At 46.4% G+C, this 16440-nt stretch carries 15 protein-coding genes; 4 read left to right on the top strand and 11 right to left on the bottom strand.

The features are described 5' to 3' along the window. Positions 1–24 precede the first annotated feature (24 nt). From ACFP56_RS12550 to ACFP56_RS12560, 3 genes are all read left to right on the top strand, one after another. Complete coding sequence (locus ACFP56_RS12550; protein ID WP_379234942.1) at positions 25–909, top strand: carbohydrate ABC transporter permease; 885 nt, start codon at positions 25–27, stop codon at positions 907–909. Next, complete coding sequence (locus tag ACFP56_RS12555) at positions 906–1733, top strand: carbohydrate ABC transporter permease (protein WP_379234944.1); 828 nt, start codon at positions 906–908, stop codon at positions 1731–1733. The genes ACFP56_RS12550 and ACFP56_RS12555 overlap by 4 nt, the downstream gene beginning before the upstream one ends. Positions 1734–1802: 69 nt before the next feature. Continuing rightward, entirely contained in the window at positions 1803–3818 is a 2016-nt protein-coding gene (locus ACFP56_RS12560) for a beta-galactosidase (protein WP_379234946.1), read from the top strand. 507 nt (positions 3819–4325) lie between these two features. On the opposite strand, the gene ACFP56_RS12565 is transcribed toward ACFP56_RS12560, so the two are convergent. From ACFP56_RS12565 to ACFP56_RS12580, 4 genes are all read right to left on the bottom strand, one after another. Continuing rightward, positions 4326–5249: an MBL fold metallo-hydrolase gene (locus tag ACFP56_RS12565; protein WP_379234948.1), complete on the bottom strand. Its 924-nt coding sequence runs from the start codon at positions 5247–5249 to the stop codon at positions 4326–4328. An 81-nt stretch (positions 5250–5330) separates the two neighbouring features. Next, entirely contained in the window at positions 5331–6320 is a 990-nt protein-coding gene (gene bioB / locus ACFP56_RS12570) for a biotin synthase BioB (RefSeq protein WP_379234950.1), read from the bottom strand. A gap of 242 nt (positions 6321–6562) precedes the next feature. Further along, a complete protein-coding gene (locus tag ACFP56_RS12575; RefSeq protein ID WP_379234952.1) occupies positions 6563–7249 on the bottom strand; it encodes a PspA/IM30 family protein in 687 nt (228 codons plus the stop codon). 26 nt (positions 7250–7275) lie between these two features. Next, entirely contained in the window at positions 7276–7497 is a 222-nt protein-coding gene (locus tag ACFP56_RS12580; RefSeq protein WP_379234954.1) for a PspC domain-containing protein, read from the bottom strand. A 247-nt stretch (positions 7498–7744) separates the two neighbouring features. Between ACFP56_RS12580 and ACFP56_RS12585 the strand changes: the two genes are divergently transcribed. Further along, entirely contained in the window at positions 7745–8362 is a 618-nt protein-coding gene (locus ACFP56_RS12585) for a hypothetical protein (RefSeq protein ID WP_379234956.1), read from the top strand. Between the two features lie 130 nt (positions 8363–8492). Here ACFP56_RS12585 and ACFP56_RS12590 read toward each other — a convergent pair whose 3' ends face one another. The 7 genes from ACFP56_RS12590 to ACFP56_RS12620 form a co-directional block, all read right to left on the bottom strand. Beyond that, positions 8493–9233 carry an NAD-dependent protein deacylase gene (locus ACFP56_RS12590; protein WP_379234958.1) on the bottom strand — a complete coding sequence of 247 codons (741 nt, stop codon included), beginning with the start codon at positions 9231–9233 and terminating at the stop codon, positions 8493–8495. A 44-nt stretch (positions 9234–9277) separates the two neighbouring features. Then, positions 9278–10441 carry a benzoate/H(+) symporter BenE family transporter gene (locus ACFP56_RS12595; protein ID WP_379234960.1) on the bottom strand — a complete coding sequence of 388 codons (1164 nt, stop codon included), beginning with the start codon at positions 10439–10441 and terminating at the stop codon, positions 9278–9280. Between the two features lie 95 nt (positions 10442–10536). Then, positions 10537–11727 carry an NAD(P)/FAD-dependent oxidoreductase gene (locus ACFP56_RS12600; RefSeq protein WP_379234962.1) on the bottom strand — a complete coding sequence of 397 codons (1191 nt, stop codon included), beginning with the start codon at positions 11725–11727 and terminating at the stop codon, positions 10537–10539. Between the two features lie 35 nt (positions 11728–11762). Then, positions 11763–12185, bottom strand: coding sequence for a DUF1641 domain-containing protein (locus ACFP56_RS12605; RefSeq protein WP_379234964.1), 423 nt, complete (start codon positions 12183–12185; stop codon positions 11763–11765). 714 nt (positions 12186–12899) lie between these two features. Then, positions 12900–13526 (bottom strand): metallophosphoesterase family protein, encoded by a 627-nt coding sequence (locus tag ACFP56_RS12610; protein WP_379234966.1) that lies wholly within the window; start codon positions 13524–13526, stop codon positions 12900–12902. A gap of 17 nt (positions 13527–13543) precedes the next feature. Then, entirely contained in the window at positions 13544–14710 is a 1167-nt protein-coding gene (locus ACFP56_RS12615) for an ABC transporter ATP-binding protein (RefSeq protein ID WP_379234968.1), read from the bottom strand. Further along, the gene (locus ACFP56_RS12620) at positions 14707–16434 is read right to left on the bottom strand and encodes an ABC transporter permease (RefSeq protein ID WP_379234970.1); all 1728 of its coding nucleotides are present in this window, start codon (positions 16432–16434) and stop codon (positions 14707–14709) included. The genes ACFP56_RS12615 and ACFP56_RS12620 overlap by 4 nt, the downstream gene beginning before the upstream one ends. Positions 16435–16440 lie beyond the last annotated feature (6 nt).

Genomic DNA, 16440 nt, shown 5'->3' on the forward strand with positions numbered 1-16440 from the left:
AACGAATAGGAAAGGAGCAGGCAGATGGTACAGAAAGGCTATAGAAAATATGTTTCATTACTCGCGTTTGTCGCGCCTGCATTTATATTGTATGCTCTATTTTTGTTAATTCCAACAATTAACGGCTTGTATTACAGCTTGACGAACTGGAATGGTTTGAACACCAGCTATTCATTTGTTGGACTGGACAATTTTGTTGAGCTTTTTACAGAGGACCCTTATTTCCTTGATTCTATCTGGTTCACGCTGAAGTATGTTGTGTGCATGGTTATTTTTCAAAATGTTATTGCATTGCTTATCGCTGTATTGATCGAATCACGCAGCAAAAGCAAAGGGCTGTTTCGCACATTGTTTTTTATGCCGAATATGCTCAGCTTAATTATTAGCGCGTTCATGTGGACGTTTATTTTCACCCAAGTGTTTCCACAGCTTGCCGAGCGAACGATCCTCACTTTTTTAGGCCAGGCGTGGATTGGCGATCCGAAGTTTTCATTCCTTGCTATATTGATTGTGTCACTGTGGAATGGCGTCGGCTATATGATGATTATTTATTTGGCAGGCTTGCAGGGCGTGCCGCAGCATTTGAAGGAGGCTGCTGTCATCGATGGCGCCAACATATATCAGCAATTTTGGCATGTTACCCTTCCAATGATTACTCATGCTATAACCATTTGCATGTTTTTGACGCTAAATGGCGCATTTAAGGTATATGAAGTTGTTTACGGCTTGACAGGCGGCGGACCAGGCCGCAGCACGCAGGTGATTACGATGAACATATTCGAGGAAGCATTCTCGAACAACTATCGTTATGGTTATGCGAGTGCAAAATCTGTCATATTGTTTATCATTGTGCTTGTATTTACAATGATTCAGCTAAGATTGACGAAGCGAAAGGAGATTGAATCATGAGAAGGAAACGACTGGTTTCTTGGGGCGTCAACTTATTTTTAACACTTGGCTCGCTCATTTCACTGTTTCCAATCTATATGGCAGTGCTCAACTCCTTTAAGAGCGACGGAGAGATGTTCCGCTCGTTTATCGCGCTGCCTCAGTCAATCAGCTTTGCCAATTATGTTGAAGCTTTCACTCGACTTAACATGCTAAGCAGCTCGCTGAATTCAGCGACGGTTTCGATTCTCGGTATACTTGGCATCCTGTTTTGCGCATCGCTGGCAGGCTATAAGCTGTCGCGCACGCCAGGGCGATTGAGCGGATTTTTGTTTGTATTGTTTATTGCCTCCATGCTCGTCCCGTTTCACTCGATTATGATTCCGCTTACGCGCATGGCGAAGTTGCTGCACGCATCGGGCAGCATCTATGGCTTGTCGCTCATTTATATTGGGCTGGGCGTCAATATGGCGGTGTTTCTATATCACGGCTTTGTCAAATCAATTCCGCGTGAGCTGGAGGAGGCGGCGTATATGGATGGCTGCGGAGAGGTCAAAATGTATTTCAAAATCATTTTTCCGCTGCTGCTTCCCATTACGGTCACCATCGCAATTCTTGATTTTCTATGGATATGGAATGACTTTTTGCTGCCGCTCATTATGATTACAGATACGAGTCAATATACGTTGATTTTGTCAACGAATGTGCTGTTCGGCGAGTATAACAAGGAGTGGGCGCTTATATTAGCTTCACTTGTGCTGACGGCTATTCCAGTTCTAGTTATTTACGCGTTTTTCCAGCGATACATTATGGAAGGGATTACAGAAGGCGCGGTGAAGGGGTAGTGTAGTGCTTGTAGCAAGCTCAGGCTATACGTGATTAGCACTTGAAATGTAAAAGAGAAGGTGAAATAGATGAAGAAGCTTTATTATGGCGTAGCCTACTATGATGAATATATGCCTTATGAACGGTTGCACGAGGATATTCGACTGATGAAAGAGGCTGGCATCAATGTCGTGCGTATTGCCGAATCAACCTGGAGCACGCATGAGCCGCAAAACGGCGTATTCGACTTTAGCTCGGTTGACCGTGTCCTTGATGCGATGTATGAAGCGGGCATTTCCGTTATTGTAGGTACACCTACCTATGCTATTCCGACATGGATGGTCAAGGAGCATCCCGATGTGCTTGCAACGACGAAGCAAGGGCAAGGGAAATACGGTGCGCGGCAAATTATGGACATCACTCATCCGGTTTATTTGTTTTATGCAGAACGTATCATTCGCAAGCTGATTGGTCGTGTAAGCCGTCATCCAGCGGTCATTGGCTATCAAGTTGATAATGAGACGAAGCATTACGGAACGGCTGGCGATAATGTGCAGCATCGCTTTATTAAGCATATGCGACATAAGTATGGAAGCATTGAAGCGTTGAACGATGCGCTAGGCTTGGATTATTGGAGTAATCGCATCAATAGCTGGGAAGACTTTCCCTCCGTTGTCGGAACGATTAATGGCAGCTTGGGCGCTGAATTTGAACGGTTTCAACGTCAGCTTGTTACCGAGTTTCTGGCTTGGCAGGTGGCAATCGTTAATGAATATAAAGGTGAAGGACAGTTTGTGACGCAAAACTTTGATTTTGAATGGCGCGGCTATTCCTTTGGTGTACAGCCTTCAGTTGACCATTTTGCTGCTGCTGCACCGTTTGATATTGCGGGAGTGGACATCTACCATCCATCTCAGGATGAGCTGACTGGCATTGAAATTTCCTTCGGCGGCGATGTAACACGATCATTGAAAGGAAGCAACTATCTCGTATTGGAAACTCAGGCACAAGCCTTTCCACATTGGACGCCTTATCCTGGACAGCTGCGGTTGCTGGCTTTCAGTCATATCGCTTCGGGCGCCAATATGGTTTCCTACTGGCACTGGCATTCAATTCATAACTCATTTGAAACGTATTGGAAGGGTCTGCTGTCGCATGATTTGCAACCCAATCCCGTCTATAATGAAGCGAAAACAGTTGGAGCTGATTTTGCTCGTCTGTCCAATGAGCTGGTTGATTTGCATAAGCGTAACAAAGTGGCCATGCTGGTGAGCAACGAAGCGCTAACGGCGATTGAATGGTTCAAGTTTCCTGATGGCAGCAATTACAACGATATTGTACGCTGGATGTATGATGAGTTATTCAGGCTGAATGTGGAATGTGATATGCTATCGCCATATGTGACAGAGCAGGAGCTTGAGCGCTACGATGTCATTGTCGTCCCTGGCTTATATGCGGCGAGTGATTCGCTGCTGCATATGCTTAACACGTATGTTGAAAAGGGCGGACATGTTGTGTACTCCTTTAAGAGCGGCTTTGCGAGCGAAGCGGTTAAGGTGCGCACGACTGCGCAGCCGGGCATTATTGAGAAGGCGTGCGGTGTTAACTATCAAATGTTCATTCAACCGAAGGATGTGGGGCTGCGCGGTAAGCAGGGCTATGAGGTACTTAGCTGTGAACAGTCTGTATCGACATGGATGGAGCTGCTTACTCCGATAAGTGCTGATGTCGAGGTGCTTGCCACGTATCAGCATCCGCAATGGGGCAACTATGCGGCTATTACCCGCAATCGCTACGGAAAAGGGACAGCAACCTATATCGGCGCGAAAATAGCAGGCGACAAGCTGCAGCTCGTGCTTGAGCAGGTGCTTGAACAGGCTGGTAAAATTAGCGCAGAGCAAAGGCTGCCACAAGGGGTGACTTTAAAAACCTCGTATAATGAGGCAGGGCAGAAGGTGCGTTTCTACTTGAATTACACCGCTGAGACGCAAAGGGTCGCTTATGCGGGCAAGGATGGTCTGGAGTTGTTGGATAAACGTACAATAGGCTCCGGCGAGCAAATCGTTCTGAAGGGCTGGGGTTTCTGTATCGTGAAGGAAGCTTAAGCGAAGCTGTAAACGTAATACATGAATATAGACAAGAAGATCCTTTTATCCATCACCAAGTATGTGTGTTTGGAAAAAGGATCTTTTTAATGTGTGTGCACGGAAACACAACAACATATTAAAGTTCACAAAAGAATTGGTGATGAACCTAAGTACGAATCATTTAAGGAAATTTATGATGCAGAACAGGTTCAAAAGGTGAGAGAAATAGTAGACCATATCCGTTGGGAGATAGCCGAAATAGAAATGATACGTCCTCCTGACTATACCTTTATGAACTGTGGCTAAGCCCGAATAAAGATAAAGTAGAGCTTGTTATTAGAGATGAAAGTAAATACATTAAATTAGACGCGAACAAGCCTTTGACGTTATTTCAAATCCTCACTGATTGACCGGAATGATACGTTAAAAGACCTCAGATTGAGGTCTTTTAACGTATTGATTTATGTAAAGTTTGACTAGGTGTAATCATGTATTTGTATAGCCCAATTCATTTGCTATTCCTATTTAATCTTTCCAGAGCTGCGTCCTGCCAAGCTCCATCGTCCATAGACTCTCAGGTGAAAGTTCGCGACGTTTCCATTCCGCAAGGAGTCGATCCAATGCTTCCTTAGGCGTATCATCAGCAAGGTGAAAGGCGTCATAATGCATCGGCACAAATATGCTTGCACGAACATCGAGGAAGGATTGCACCGCTTCCTCTGGCGACATATGCGAATCACGCATAAACCACTCCGGTTCATATGCGCCAATCGGCATCAAGGCAACATCGATGGAATCGAAGCGACTTCCTATTTCCTTGAATAGACCTTCATCGTAGCCGCTGTCACCAGCAAAGTAGAGACAATTCTGCTCATGCTGCATGATCCAGCCTCCCCAGTGCGATGTATTCATATCCCAAGGTGTGCGTCTCGTCCAATGCTTGGCTGGCACAAAGGAAAAGTCTACCTCGCCAATTTGCTTCGTCTGCCACCACGAAAATTCCTCTACACGCGAAAAGCCTTTTCGTTTCATCCACGCCCCCAGACCTTCCGGAACGAGCATGACAAAATCACCTGACAATCGGCGCAGGCTGCCTAGATGCAGATGATCATAGTGAGCATGCGACAGCACCACGACATCAATCGGAGGCATTTGCTCAAGAGGCACACCGGGCGCTGTTAGTCTTGCTCCTAATCCCATTCGCGTAGCCCATACAGGATCGGTTACGATGTTCAACCCGCCAAGCTGCACCATAAAAGTAGAATGCCCAATAAATGTTACAGATGATTGCCCGCTGTTATTAGCTAGCAGCTCAGTGCTTGGCGAGACGCGAGGTACTACGAATGTAAAATCCTTTTTCTTCGAGCGCCGCTCCTTTTGCCACTGACGAAGCTGGGAGAAGGACTTAGCGTTTGTGGAGCCGTCTAAATTGGCGAATCTTTTCGGCATAGTGTATTCATGTTCTCCTTTCACATTGTAGGTTGAACGATGATTACTATTATGAACGTTTTTAATCGCAGATTCAATTTATTACAGCGCACATAACTCAATCTCAAAGCCTAAATCCTCGATGATGTGATGATCGGTTGTCACGTCCTGTCCTTTTGTCGTTAAATAGTCTCCAACAAAAATAGAATTTGCGGCATACAGCGCAAGCGGTTGCAATGATCGCAGGTTTATCTCGCGACCGCCGGCAACTCGAATTTCCTTGGAAGGGCAGATGAATCGGAATAAAGCGAGCACTTTGAGTGCTTTCATAGGCTTGGTTCGTCCTGCGGTTTCCATCGGTGTTCCAGGGATGGCGTTCAGGAAATTAATTGGAATAGAGTCTGCGTCGAGCTCACGCAGAGCGAGCGCCATCTGGACAATTTCTTCATAGGTTTCACCCATGCCGACAATGATGCCCGAGCAAGGCGACAACCCAACGGCTTTAGCTTTCTTGACTGTTTCAACACGCTGGTCATAGGTATGAGTTGATGTAATGGATGGATAATTCGATTTGCTTGTATTCAGATTATGATTGTAGCGATGCACACCAGCCTCAGCCAACCGCTCGGCTTGACCTTTTCTCAAAATACCGAGACAAGCACAAATTTTAAGCGGCATCGTTTGGCGAATTTCCTTCACGGCCTCGACTACCTGATCCAGCTCGCGTTCAGTTGGTCCTTTGCCTGATGCCACGATGCAATATGTACCGGCTTGACGCGCTAATGCCTCACGAGCTCCCGCAAGCAGCGTTTCTTTATCCAGCATGCTGTACTTTGGGATAGGCGCAGTCGACACGATCGATTGCGAGCAATACCCGCAATCCTCGGGACATAAGCCGCTTTTCGCATTAATGATCATGTTCAGCTTTACCTTTTTGCCGAAATAATGCTTTCTTACATGAAACGTTGCCTGCATAAGCGGCAGCAACTCGTCGTTGTCAGCCGTTAAAACCGATAAACCTTCCTCCATCGTTAACTGATCGCCGCGTATTGCTTTATCAGCAAGCTCCTGCCATGAACCTGTAATGATCATCATAGCCCCCCTACACATGATATCGAAAAGATAATCGAATATTCGTATTCACAAATCGTTAATTGTTAACCTAAAATTGATATAAATTGGTTAACAATTAACTGGTGCTATTCTAGCAAATCAAAAATCATTTGTAAAGCACCTCATAGCACAGTAATAATGCATCTAGAAGCTAGGAGCAAAAAGATGACTTCCTCATGAAGAAGAAGTCATCTTTTTTATACACTATGTTGAAGTTGCTTTTAGGATTGTTGAGCTTCGTTTTTGGACTCTTGCTTTTGCAGTAATCTTTGAAGCTCTTGATCTACGTGAGCCGCACGCAATTGTTGCTGCTGCTCTGTGTTGCTGGCAGAAGCAGCATAGCTATAATGGGTCTGAGAAATTTCTTGCTGAGCTTCCCATTCCATTATTTTTTGTTCGATGCGGTTGAAGCCCTGTGTTGCCGATTGATCATGCAATTGGCTCGCAAAAGGATAGCTGTTGCTTGCACCGGATTGCTGCATACGAGTCATTAGCTCCGTGCGCTTGTTTTTCAAATGCTCATGCTCTTGCTTCAAATCTTCTACGCGCTGCTTCAATTCAACCACAGCATGAGCTGCTAATTGCTGAAGCTTGGCGTTCTGCTCGTATTGCTCGGTATATAGCAGCTTCGCTTCAAGCGCCATACGTGCATCAAGTTCTCGTCCGTCTGCAATTGCTTGCTCTGCTTTTTGCTCATAGTGAGCGATTTGTGCGTTGCAATCATCAAGCTTCGATTGTAGAATGCGCTCTTGCGTTTGTTGCTGAGCAATAGCCTGCTCAGTCTGTGAAATTTGCTCTTCCATGTCTCTCAAGTAATGATTCATCATCATCGTTGGATTTTCAATTTTGTCTAATACCTCATTAGCTGCTGCCTTCGTCATACTTACGATTCGTCTTAAAATTCCCATGGATCAGTCACTCCTCTAATTTAATATTAATAGTGAAAATGATTATTGTGATGAATGTTGCTGTAAGGTGATTTTGGTACAATCATCGAGGCTACGATGTAAATAAGCAGCATAGTTCCGAAGCTGCAAAAGGCCAATACAACAAACAAAATTCGAATAATAGTTGGATCAATATTAAGCATTTCACCGATTCCACCGCATAGACCGCTCATATAGCTGTTCGTTGTTGAACGATATAATTTCTTCATTATTCATTCCTCCTATAGGTTACGAGTAAGCCTTGGCTCCCTTGTAACTGAAACGTGCATTGGAAGCATGCGCTCGCGTTCTTTATGAATTAATTGTATAAGAGAATAAGTGTGGCCGTAACAGTCCCTGGGCGGTAAATGAACCTAGTCTTTTGACAGGGGAGAACTGGACTTAAGACGGAGGTAGGGCTGGCAAAGGCCATTTGCTATAATGAAGCAAAAGGGAATTCATATAGGAGGAAACGGTATGCAGTTATTTTGTTTACATACTTCATCAGAGCTGCTAATTGAATATGTTCGGGAAAATTACATCAGTATTGATGTTCCATGGCTTGAGGAGGATGTGGAGTTTGTGCAATGGGAACAGCTATGTGCTGCCTATGAGCAGGCTGTGAATTGCAAGGGGCTGCGGCTGTTTGTATACGAGATGCAGGACAGTGATCTCATCATTGCAACCGATGGCATCAAGGCGTACTTGGGTGATTTGGGCGACTATTACTTTGTCGAAGCGGGAGCTGATGCTGGTGCCGATCTACAAAAAGAGGACCCAGAGCTGTCGCATCATCAACATAGAAGAGGCGTGACCTGGCTTAAATCGTTCTCGCTTGAAGTGATATCCGAGCAGCTGCGGCCTATGATGCAGACAGAAGAAGGGGTTGTGAAGTATGAGAGTGCTGTTACATTAGAAGAAGTGGAGCGCATGCTTGCTGGTCAAGCTCCGGATCATCCACATGCAGCATCGATATTCATAGACGAGGAAACGATCAGGGAATCAATTGAAGTGTTGAAGCAGGCGCTGCGCAGCGAGGATGCGGATAGAAGAGAGCGGGCTGCAATTGCGCTGCTTACCTTTGCGAAGCAATAGAGATATTGAAGTAACATTACAATGCATAGACCTTTCCTTAAAATCGTGCTCGCCTAACATATGACTTCCAGGAAAGGTCTTGTGTCCGTTATTGCAGTCAGCTTAAGTCAGCATCTACACAATCCAGCGCCTACTTAATCAACTCACGCAGCCTGCTGAATGTCGCAACGAGCTCATCGTGGATGACGATATTGAATAATTCATCCTGTGAGGTCGGTGATAAGTTGATGATGGCGGTTGCTGGACGCTCCGCCCGTGAGGCGTAATAAGGAAGCTCCTTAACCGGGTACACCTCTAGCGATGAGCCCAATGTCAGAAAGAGATCACAGTTCTGAGCAGCCTCATAGGCCTCCTCCAGATGCTGAACACGACCCTCGAACAATACAACATCCGGCTTCAAGATAAAGTTGTCTATAGTACAGCGCGGCACATCTTTCTCAAGCACATGAGCAAGCGAATAGCTGCGCTTGCATGTTGGACAATGCGCACTTGCGATTGTGCCATGCGCTTCAAGAATATGCGTGCTGCCTGCCTTGCGATGAAGACCGTCCACATTTTGCGTAATGATTGTGACTTGTTTCCCCAGCTTGTGCTCCAGCTCTGCGAGCAGCTCATGCGCAGCATTGGGCTTGTAGCTGTCCATCTGATCAAGCTGGAAGATTTCCTTAAAGCTGATCCAAAACTGCTTAGGGTGTTGATAATAATACGTTTCCGATAGTAAATATTCGACACGTTCAACCTTCGTATAGATGCCGTTTTCAGAGCGGAAATCTGGAATGCCGCTTGCCGTACTAATGCCTGCGCCAGATAGTACCGCAATATGCCTTGCCTTCGTAATAATCGCTGCCAATTGCTCCAGCTTGTTATGCAATGCAAGCCCACCCTTCTTCGATTCTCATAACCTAATACGTGTTCTCATTGTTCACGTTGCTGAACGAGTTTATGCTCGCCTAGCAGTTTGCTGGCGAGTGTCCCCAATACAAGCGCCCATAGTGCTGCTGATATGCCGAAAATAGCGATGCCCGATATCGAGATTACAAATGCGACAAGGACAGAATAGCGATAGTGTGGATTGCTAAACGCTGCGCCCATGCTGTTCAAGAAGATGCCTAGCAAGGAAAAACCGATAATGATCGCAATAAAATAATCCGGCAGCAGCGTGATATATGGAATAAACAGCCAGGCGAATAATCCAAACAGTATACAGATGAAGCTCGATAGCATACCCGCACGGTAACGGAGCGTTTTTTCTCCCGTATCGTCACTGCTGCAAACTGTTGTCATCATTCCGCCAACATTAATAGAGTGGCCAAGCATAAAACCAGACAGGCTGGAGGCAATGCCTGACAGCGAAATAATGCGATTGACAGGAGGCTGATAATCCTGCTTATTTAAGGCGGCCATCGCCACGGCAATATCGTTGCTCAGCACCAGTACACTAATTGGAATCGCAATAGAGATCAAGCCTTGCCATGTAAATTCAGGCGCAATGAGCTGCGGCAGCTGAAAGCTTAGCTTCTGGGCAGCAGGGAAGGAATAGGTGATAAGCAGCCCAATCAACCCGAGCACGATGACACCGACGATAGCGGGCAGTACCTTGAATAATCGAGGTGTTACAAAAAATCCGATTACAGCAAGCAATCCAACAATCGGGTTGGCTTGAAAGGCAGGTACGAGCTCGATAACAAAATGCGCGATAATGCCTGCAAGCATCGCATCAATTACAGGTCTTGGAATATGCTTAAACAACACGTTAAATATGCCGGTTACACCGAGCAGCAGTACGATAATACCCGACATGACGAAACTGCCAGCGAGCTGCGGCAGCGTAAGCTGAACAGAGGCTGTGCTTAGAAATGCAATGGATGTGATTGAGTGAGCACCTGCGAACGGCATCCTATAGCGCCAGGCGATCAGCAAATTAAAAAGTCCTGCCACCGTATAGCATACAAACAGCCAGGTGAGCAGCTGGCGCTCGCTATATCCAAAATGATTCGCACTATGTACGACCAGAATGGCGCCACCTGTACATGCCATTAGGGCAGACATCAGGCCCGAAGACCATTGTTTTTGATTCATGAAGCATTTCTCCTATTGCGCTATGGTTGCAAATAAAAGCAGCCATCTTGTCGAAGCTGACAGGATGGCTGCATAGATAAATTCATTGCTGATTCTTACAGTTTAGTATGAAGCACTGTACGCATGGAATGAATATGAGACAAGTAACGGATATTACTTGCTTCCTTCATTAGCGTAGCAGATAGACCTTTTAGCGATGTATTGCTTGCACCAACGGTAGCAACAGCATCTTTACGGCCTAGAGAAGCAAGGGTACCAGAGTTAACTGGATTGAATTTCTCCATTGCCTTGCCGTTGAAATATGCGAACAGGTTGTAGCCTGCAAGCTCGCCCATTTGCCAAGCATTTTGTGCAGTTGGAGCATAAGGACGTCCGCCGTCCTCAGGGAATGCAAGTGCAGCATCACCAACTACGAATACGTCGTTATGAGACTTGGATTGAAGGAACTCGTTTACTGCTGCTTTACCACGGTCGCATTCAAGACCAGATTCAGCAACGATCGGAAGTGCAGCAACGCCGCCTGTCCATACGAATGTGTTCGATTCAATCGTTTCACCTGTTTTAAGCTCGATTTTGTTGCCAACAACGCCCGTTACCGGAACGCCTGTAATAAATTCTACGCCGCGTTTCGCAAGGCTTTCAGTTGCACGCTCGATCAAATGATCTGGAAGCACTGGAAGAATTTTCGGTCCAGCCTCGATCAGCTTGATTTTTAATTCATGGAACTGAACACCGTATTTTTTAGCGATGTTCGGGAAGTTATCCACGATTTCACCAACAAGCTCAACACCTGTTAGACCTCCGCCGCCGATAACGATTGTTGCATCAGCTTCATTTTTCGTTTGTGCATAAGCTTTGATGCGATCTTCGATATGCTTGTTGATTTTGTTCGCATCATCAACAGATTTAAGTACCATGCTGTTTTCTTCAAGACCTGGGATGCCGAAGTATCCTGTTTGGCTGCCTAGAGAAACAACAAGTGCATCATAAGAAAGTGTAGAACCGTCAGAAAGCGAAACTTCCTTGCTGTCTACAGAGAAAGAATTAACTTTCGCAATTTTAAGGTTAACATCATAGTCTTTTAGCAAAGTTTTCAGTGGGATAGCAACAGCTTCCTCATTGATTGTACCGCCAGCAAGACGATGAAGCTCCGTAATAATTTGGTGAGTAGGGAATTGGTTAACAACTGTAACCTTTGCTTGAGTTTTGTCCATATATTTGCGAACAGATTGCGCTGCAAGAATGCCGCCATAACCTGCACCCAAGATGACAATATGTTTAGACATAGCTAGTCCTCCGTCCATACGATAAATGGTTTCGATTATTTTTGATTAGAACGCTCGTTAGCAACTTGCAAGTAAGCATTGATGAAGCGGAAAAGCTTTTGAGCTTGCGGATCCTTCATCATTTTCATTAGTCCGAAAACACCGATTACTTCGTCGCTTTTCTCAGCGCGATCTTTTGCTTCAACAGCATTAAGGGCAATACCTCTTGCGCCTTCAATAACTGGACCAACAATTTCAGTCGTTGCACTCACGATGTCGTTTTTGAACACTTCGTCATTCGCTAGCTGCTTAGTGAATGCATAGGATTTTGTTAGAGTGTCCACAAGTTCAGTTAGCTGTGGCAATTGATCCACTAGCGTGTTCAATGACGCCTGTACTTCCGGGTTAGACAGCTTCTCAAGAAGAGCTTGCTGACTCGGAGTTACTGCAGATTGCGTTTGTGTGTTTGTTTCTGACATATCCAGGTCTCCTTTAAATAAAACTACTTTAGCCGATTTTTAATCGTCAAAGCTAATTATGAATGATTATGTTCACCATATCACAGAATAGTTCTATGCATTGTGATAAATTTCACTTTTTTGAAATGAAACGGTCATCCTGCTTCCAAAAAATGAATGAGCAAGAGTACGATCAAAACCTACTCACAACAAAACCAGCAAATGAATTTCATTTGCTTGGCGAGGAAACAGTTGGCGAGCATTCATAACTAGCCTAAGCTGTTACCTCTATTATAGCCTAATATGTTGAAATCGTCTCTATTCTTGTGCCAAATTTCTCGATATTGTGGCAAATTAATAAAATAATTTCGCAGAATCCTCAAATTTGGAGGCATGATCATGACTATATGTGTCAAAAAACTGCTTGTTGTGAGCTTCTTCTATAGGGGTTGCCTATGTATAGGATATGTTGTTTGCCGCAAACTTATTTATGAAAATTCGTAAAATTACAGCAGCAAGCCTTTAAGCATACCCCGGTAACATGCAGACGCGAAAAAATGCGAAGAGGCCACAAGAGACGAGGGGAGGGCAGAGCAATTAAGAAAAATTTGATAAAAAGCAAAAGGCTGCTGGCATATGCGCCAACAGCCTTATGCAGCAACCGCAGAGCAATCAAGCTGAACGGATGTTTCAATAGCAATCGGCTCCCAACAGCATCTATTAATAACACCTATGCTACCAGTCTGTTATAAGGTTTACGTGCATAGGCGCAGTTACGTCTATTGCGTATTGGCAGCGATTGGTCAGGTCTACGAGGCTCAAGCTGCAGCCGTGTCCTGCTCCAGTATCTACTCCAATTTTCCCTGTATCTAGCCACAGTCGCCCTACCGAGGACCCCAAGCGAAAGGTAGGCGTATGTCCGAATACGATGGTATGTGCATCCAGTGGAGGTGAGGAGAAGAATTTTTCTCTTATTTCCGTTAAGTCTGATGGCGACTGCTCGGCTAGCGGTACACCAGGCCGAAGCCCTGCATGAACAAATACATACTGTTCATCCGTTGCCCATAGCGGCAGAGCAGCAAGCCAGCTTTGAATCTCTGCCTGCTCTTGCACGGTCAGGCCCAGCTCAGGAGGAATATGCTGTAGCCATTTACGTTCATTATTGCCTTGAATACCGATTGCACCCTCAGCAATTAATTGCTTCACAAGCTGCAGCGTTCCTAGCGAGTCTGGTCCTTTGTTCACCCAATCACCTAATAGATAAAGTCTGTCGCAGCCAGCATCGTAGCGGGCTTCCTGCAGCAGCCGCATGAGCAGCGGTCCATAGCCGTGCACATCAGATACTGCTAATATTCTTCCCATTAATTCTGTTAATCCCCTTAATGTTCAAGTATATAAATCATCGTTCGCTCAGCAGGAAACAGCAAGCGCACCTGCTGTCCAGCAGGGCAAGCTCGCTCATGAAGTGTATGGACAAGCTGTCCATCCTTAAGCCTTACAATCAAGCGCCAGCGAACCCCTTCATAAATCGCTTGCTGTACTTGGGCAGCAAGCAGATTATAACGTTCACCTCGCTTCATAGCATCCGCACCAACATAGCAAGCCGCCTGATCAGCGGGGTAGATGCCAGAAGCTAATGTCAGCGGTTCGCCTTCATCCAGCACCGTAATTGATTCAGGATGAAGCATGATCGTGCCTTGCTTGTCAGATGGCGAGCCAGTTATGCTGCTAACTACACCGACGATGGTAGCTTCAGATAATTGCACCGCAGCGCCCGTGTTCTGTTGTTCCTTAGGCCATACGACCGCATCCAACCGATTATGGTAGCCCATAAGCTGCGCCACCCAAGGAGAGGCCGGGCGTTCGAAGAGCTCATTTGGCTTCGCCAATTGATCGATTGCACCATCACGCAGCACCAAGATGCGATCGGCAATAGCGAACGCCTCCATCATATCGTGAGTTACATACAGCGTAGCGATCGACAGCTGTCCAAGCAGGGAAGCCAGTTCATTTCGCATGTCGGTACGAAGCTTAATATCGAGATTGGACAATGGTTCATCCATTAGTAGAATAGATGGCTCAGTCGCCAATGCACGCGCAATGCCAACACGCTGCTGCTGTCCGCCAGACAGCTCGGATGGACGACGATCGAGCAGGCCCTCCAGTCTCAGCAGCTTCTGCAAGCGCTCAAGACGTGCATCCAATTCCTGCTTGCTCACCTTCTGGCGTTTTAAGCCGTAGGCCATATTTTGCCGAACCGTCATATGCGGCCACAAGGCATAATCCTGGAAAACCATATTGATCGGACGCTTTTCCGGCGGTACATAATGCGAGCCTTGTTCAACGGGCTGACCGTCAATGAAGAGAGAGCCGCTGCTCGCTTGCGTCAAGCCAGCAACCATTTGCAGCAGCGTAGATTTGCCGCAGCCCGAGGGACCTAGAATGCAGATGCGTTCACCGCGCTGCAGGTCGAATGAAATCGGGTGCAGCACGGACGTTTCGCCAAATGATTTGCTCACCTGCTCCAGTGATAGTATAGGGTTCATCGTTTAGTTCCTCCCTGTGGACGATCTAGTTTGCCGAACAGTGTCTTGCCCGCCGCCTGAACCGACAAGATTAAAATAATGACGACAAGACCGCTAATGACGGTAGCCGCTGTTGCGTAGCCATATCTGGCAAATTCAAATGCGCGATCAATAACTAGCGGCATTAGCACAAAATTAGGCGGCTGGAGCATAGAGGACAGAGCTAGGTCAAATACGCTTGTACCCATTGCTGCCAAACTTGCGATAAGGATCGATTGACGCGCCAGCGGCAGCACGATTTCTCGCATTCTTGCTCCAATTCCCGCGCCTTGCACAGCAGCAGCCTTCAGCATCGTATGAGACAAATTTGCAAATGAGCCTAGCTGCACCCTGACCGCATAAGGAATAGCTCCTGCAACAGCCGCGATCACTAATAGCGCTGGCTTGCCGTACAAATGAAGACCAAGCGGCTCCAGCCACTTTTGATTCCAGATGAAGATATAACCGATTCCAAGCACAACGCCTGGAACTGCCAGCGACAGGATCGAGAAAAGCTGCAGATAGGATCTAAAACGCGACTCTGTAAATGTAATGACATACGCTACAATAAAACCAATCACCATACTGATCACAGCGGCGATAACAGCAATCGTGAGCGAGTGCAGCAGACCATGCCAGAAGCTAAGCAGGCGATGATCACCGTCCATGCCAAACAGTACCTCCTTATAGTGCCGCAGAGAAAGATTGCTCCAGACAAAACCATCGCCCATGCGCTCCATAAATGAAACCGCAACACTGGTAAGCAGCGGAATGCCTGCACAAAGCAGTAGAAAAGCAACTACTCCGCTGTTGATGGCCCATGCTCTGCGAGGACGCTTTTTAACCGTATGCACCGCGCGTGCATTCAAAAAGTCGAAGCGTGAGCGGCGCAACGCAGTAATTAAGATCGCCATCGCAATGGCCAATATCGCAACAAGGTAAAGCGCCAGCACACCAGCCATATCAAAACGAACAGGTGATTGATAGAGAGCGCTATAGATGGAATAAGGCAATGTCGGAAACTTATAGACAGTCGATAATGCAGCAGGTAGTCCAAAGTCGCCTACCGTATCCATAAACACCAATGTCCAGCCTGCAATAATAGACGGAGCTGATAAGGGCAGGTAGATAGTGCGCCATACGGTAAATGGCTTAGCGCCACATAGTCGAGCCGCCTGACCAAACTGGCGAACATTCCACTCGGTTGCTGCCAATATGGTCAAATAAGCGAGCGGGAATTTGCTGAGGGCCATCACAAAGGTCAGCCCTACCGGCGTAAAAATAAAGGATGTAATCCATGGCATCCCAAGCGATTGATTGGCCATGCCGCCAGCCCCTGCAAACAAAACCCAGCCTTGAGCGATCATAAAGGATGGCACGATTAGCAGTACCCACACTGCGGCATCCAGCAAGCGTCCTGTTGCAAAGTCCCACTGGGAACGCAGCCACGCAAGCACGCCACCTATAACTGTGCCAAGTGTTGCAGCACCTCCGGCAAGCGTAACGGAATTAAGCAGCGACTGACGCCATAGTGGCCGTTGAAACAGCTCACCGAGAATCGTAATCTTATTAAACTGCAAATCTCCAAAAAATAAGCCAGGCAGCAGTGCATTCAGCAGCACTGCGAGCAACGGTAAAAATATAAAAATAGCAAGGAGGAGGGTTACTCCCCCTCCCCAACGTGCCTCACTTGCGTTTCTAGTCATAGCTAA

Origin of the sequence: Paenibacillus septentrionalis (genome assembly GCF_042659865.1) — a bacterium.
Classification (GTDB): Bacteria; Bacillota; Bacilli; order Paenibacillales; family Paenibacillaceae; genus Pristimantibacillus; species Pristimantibacillus septentrionalis.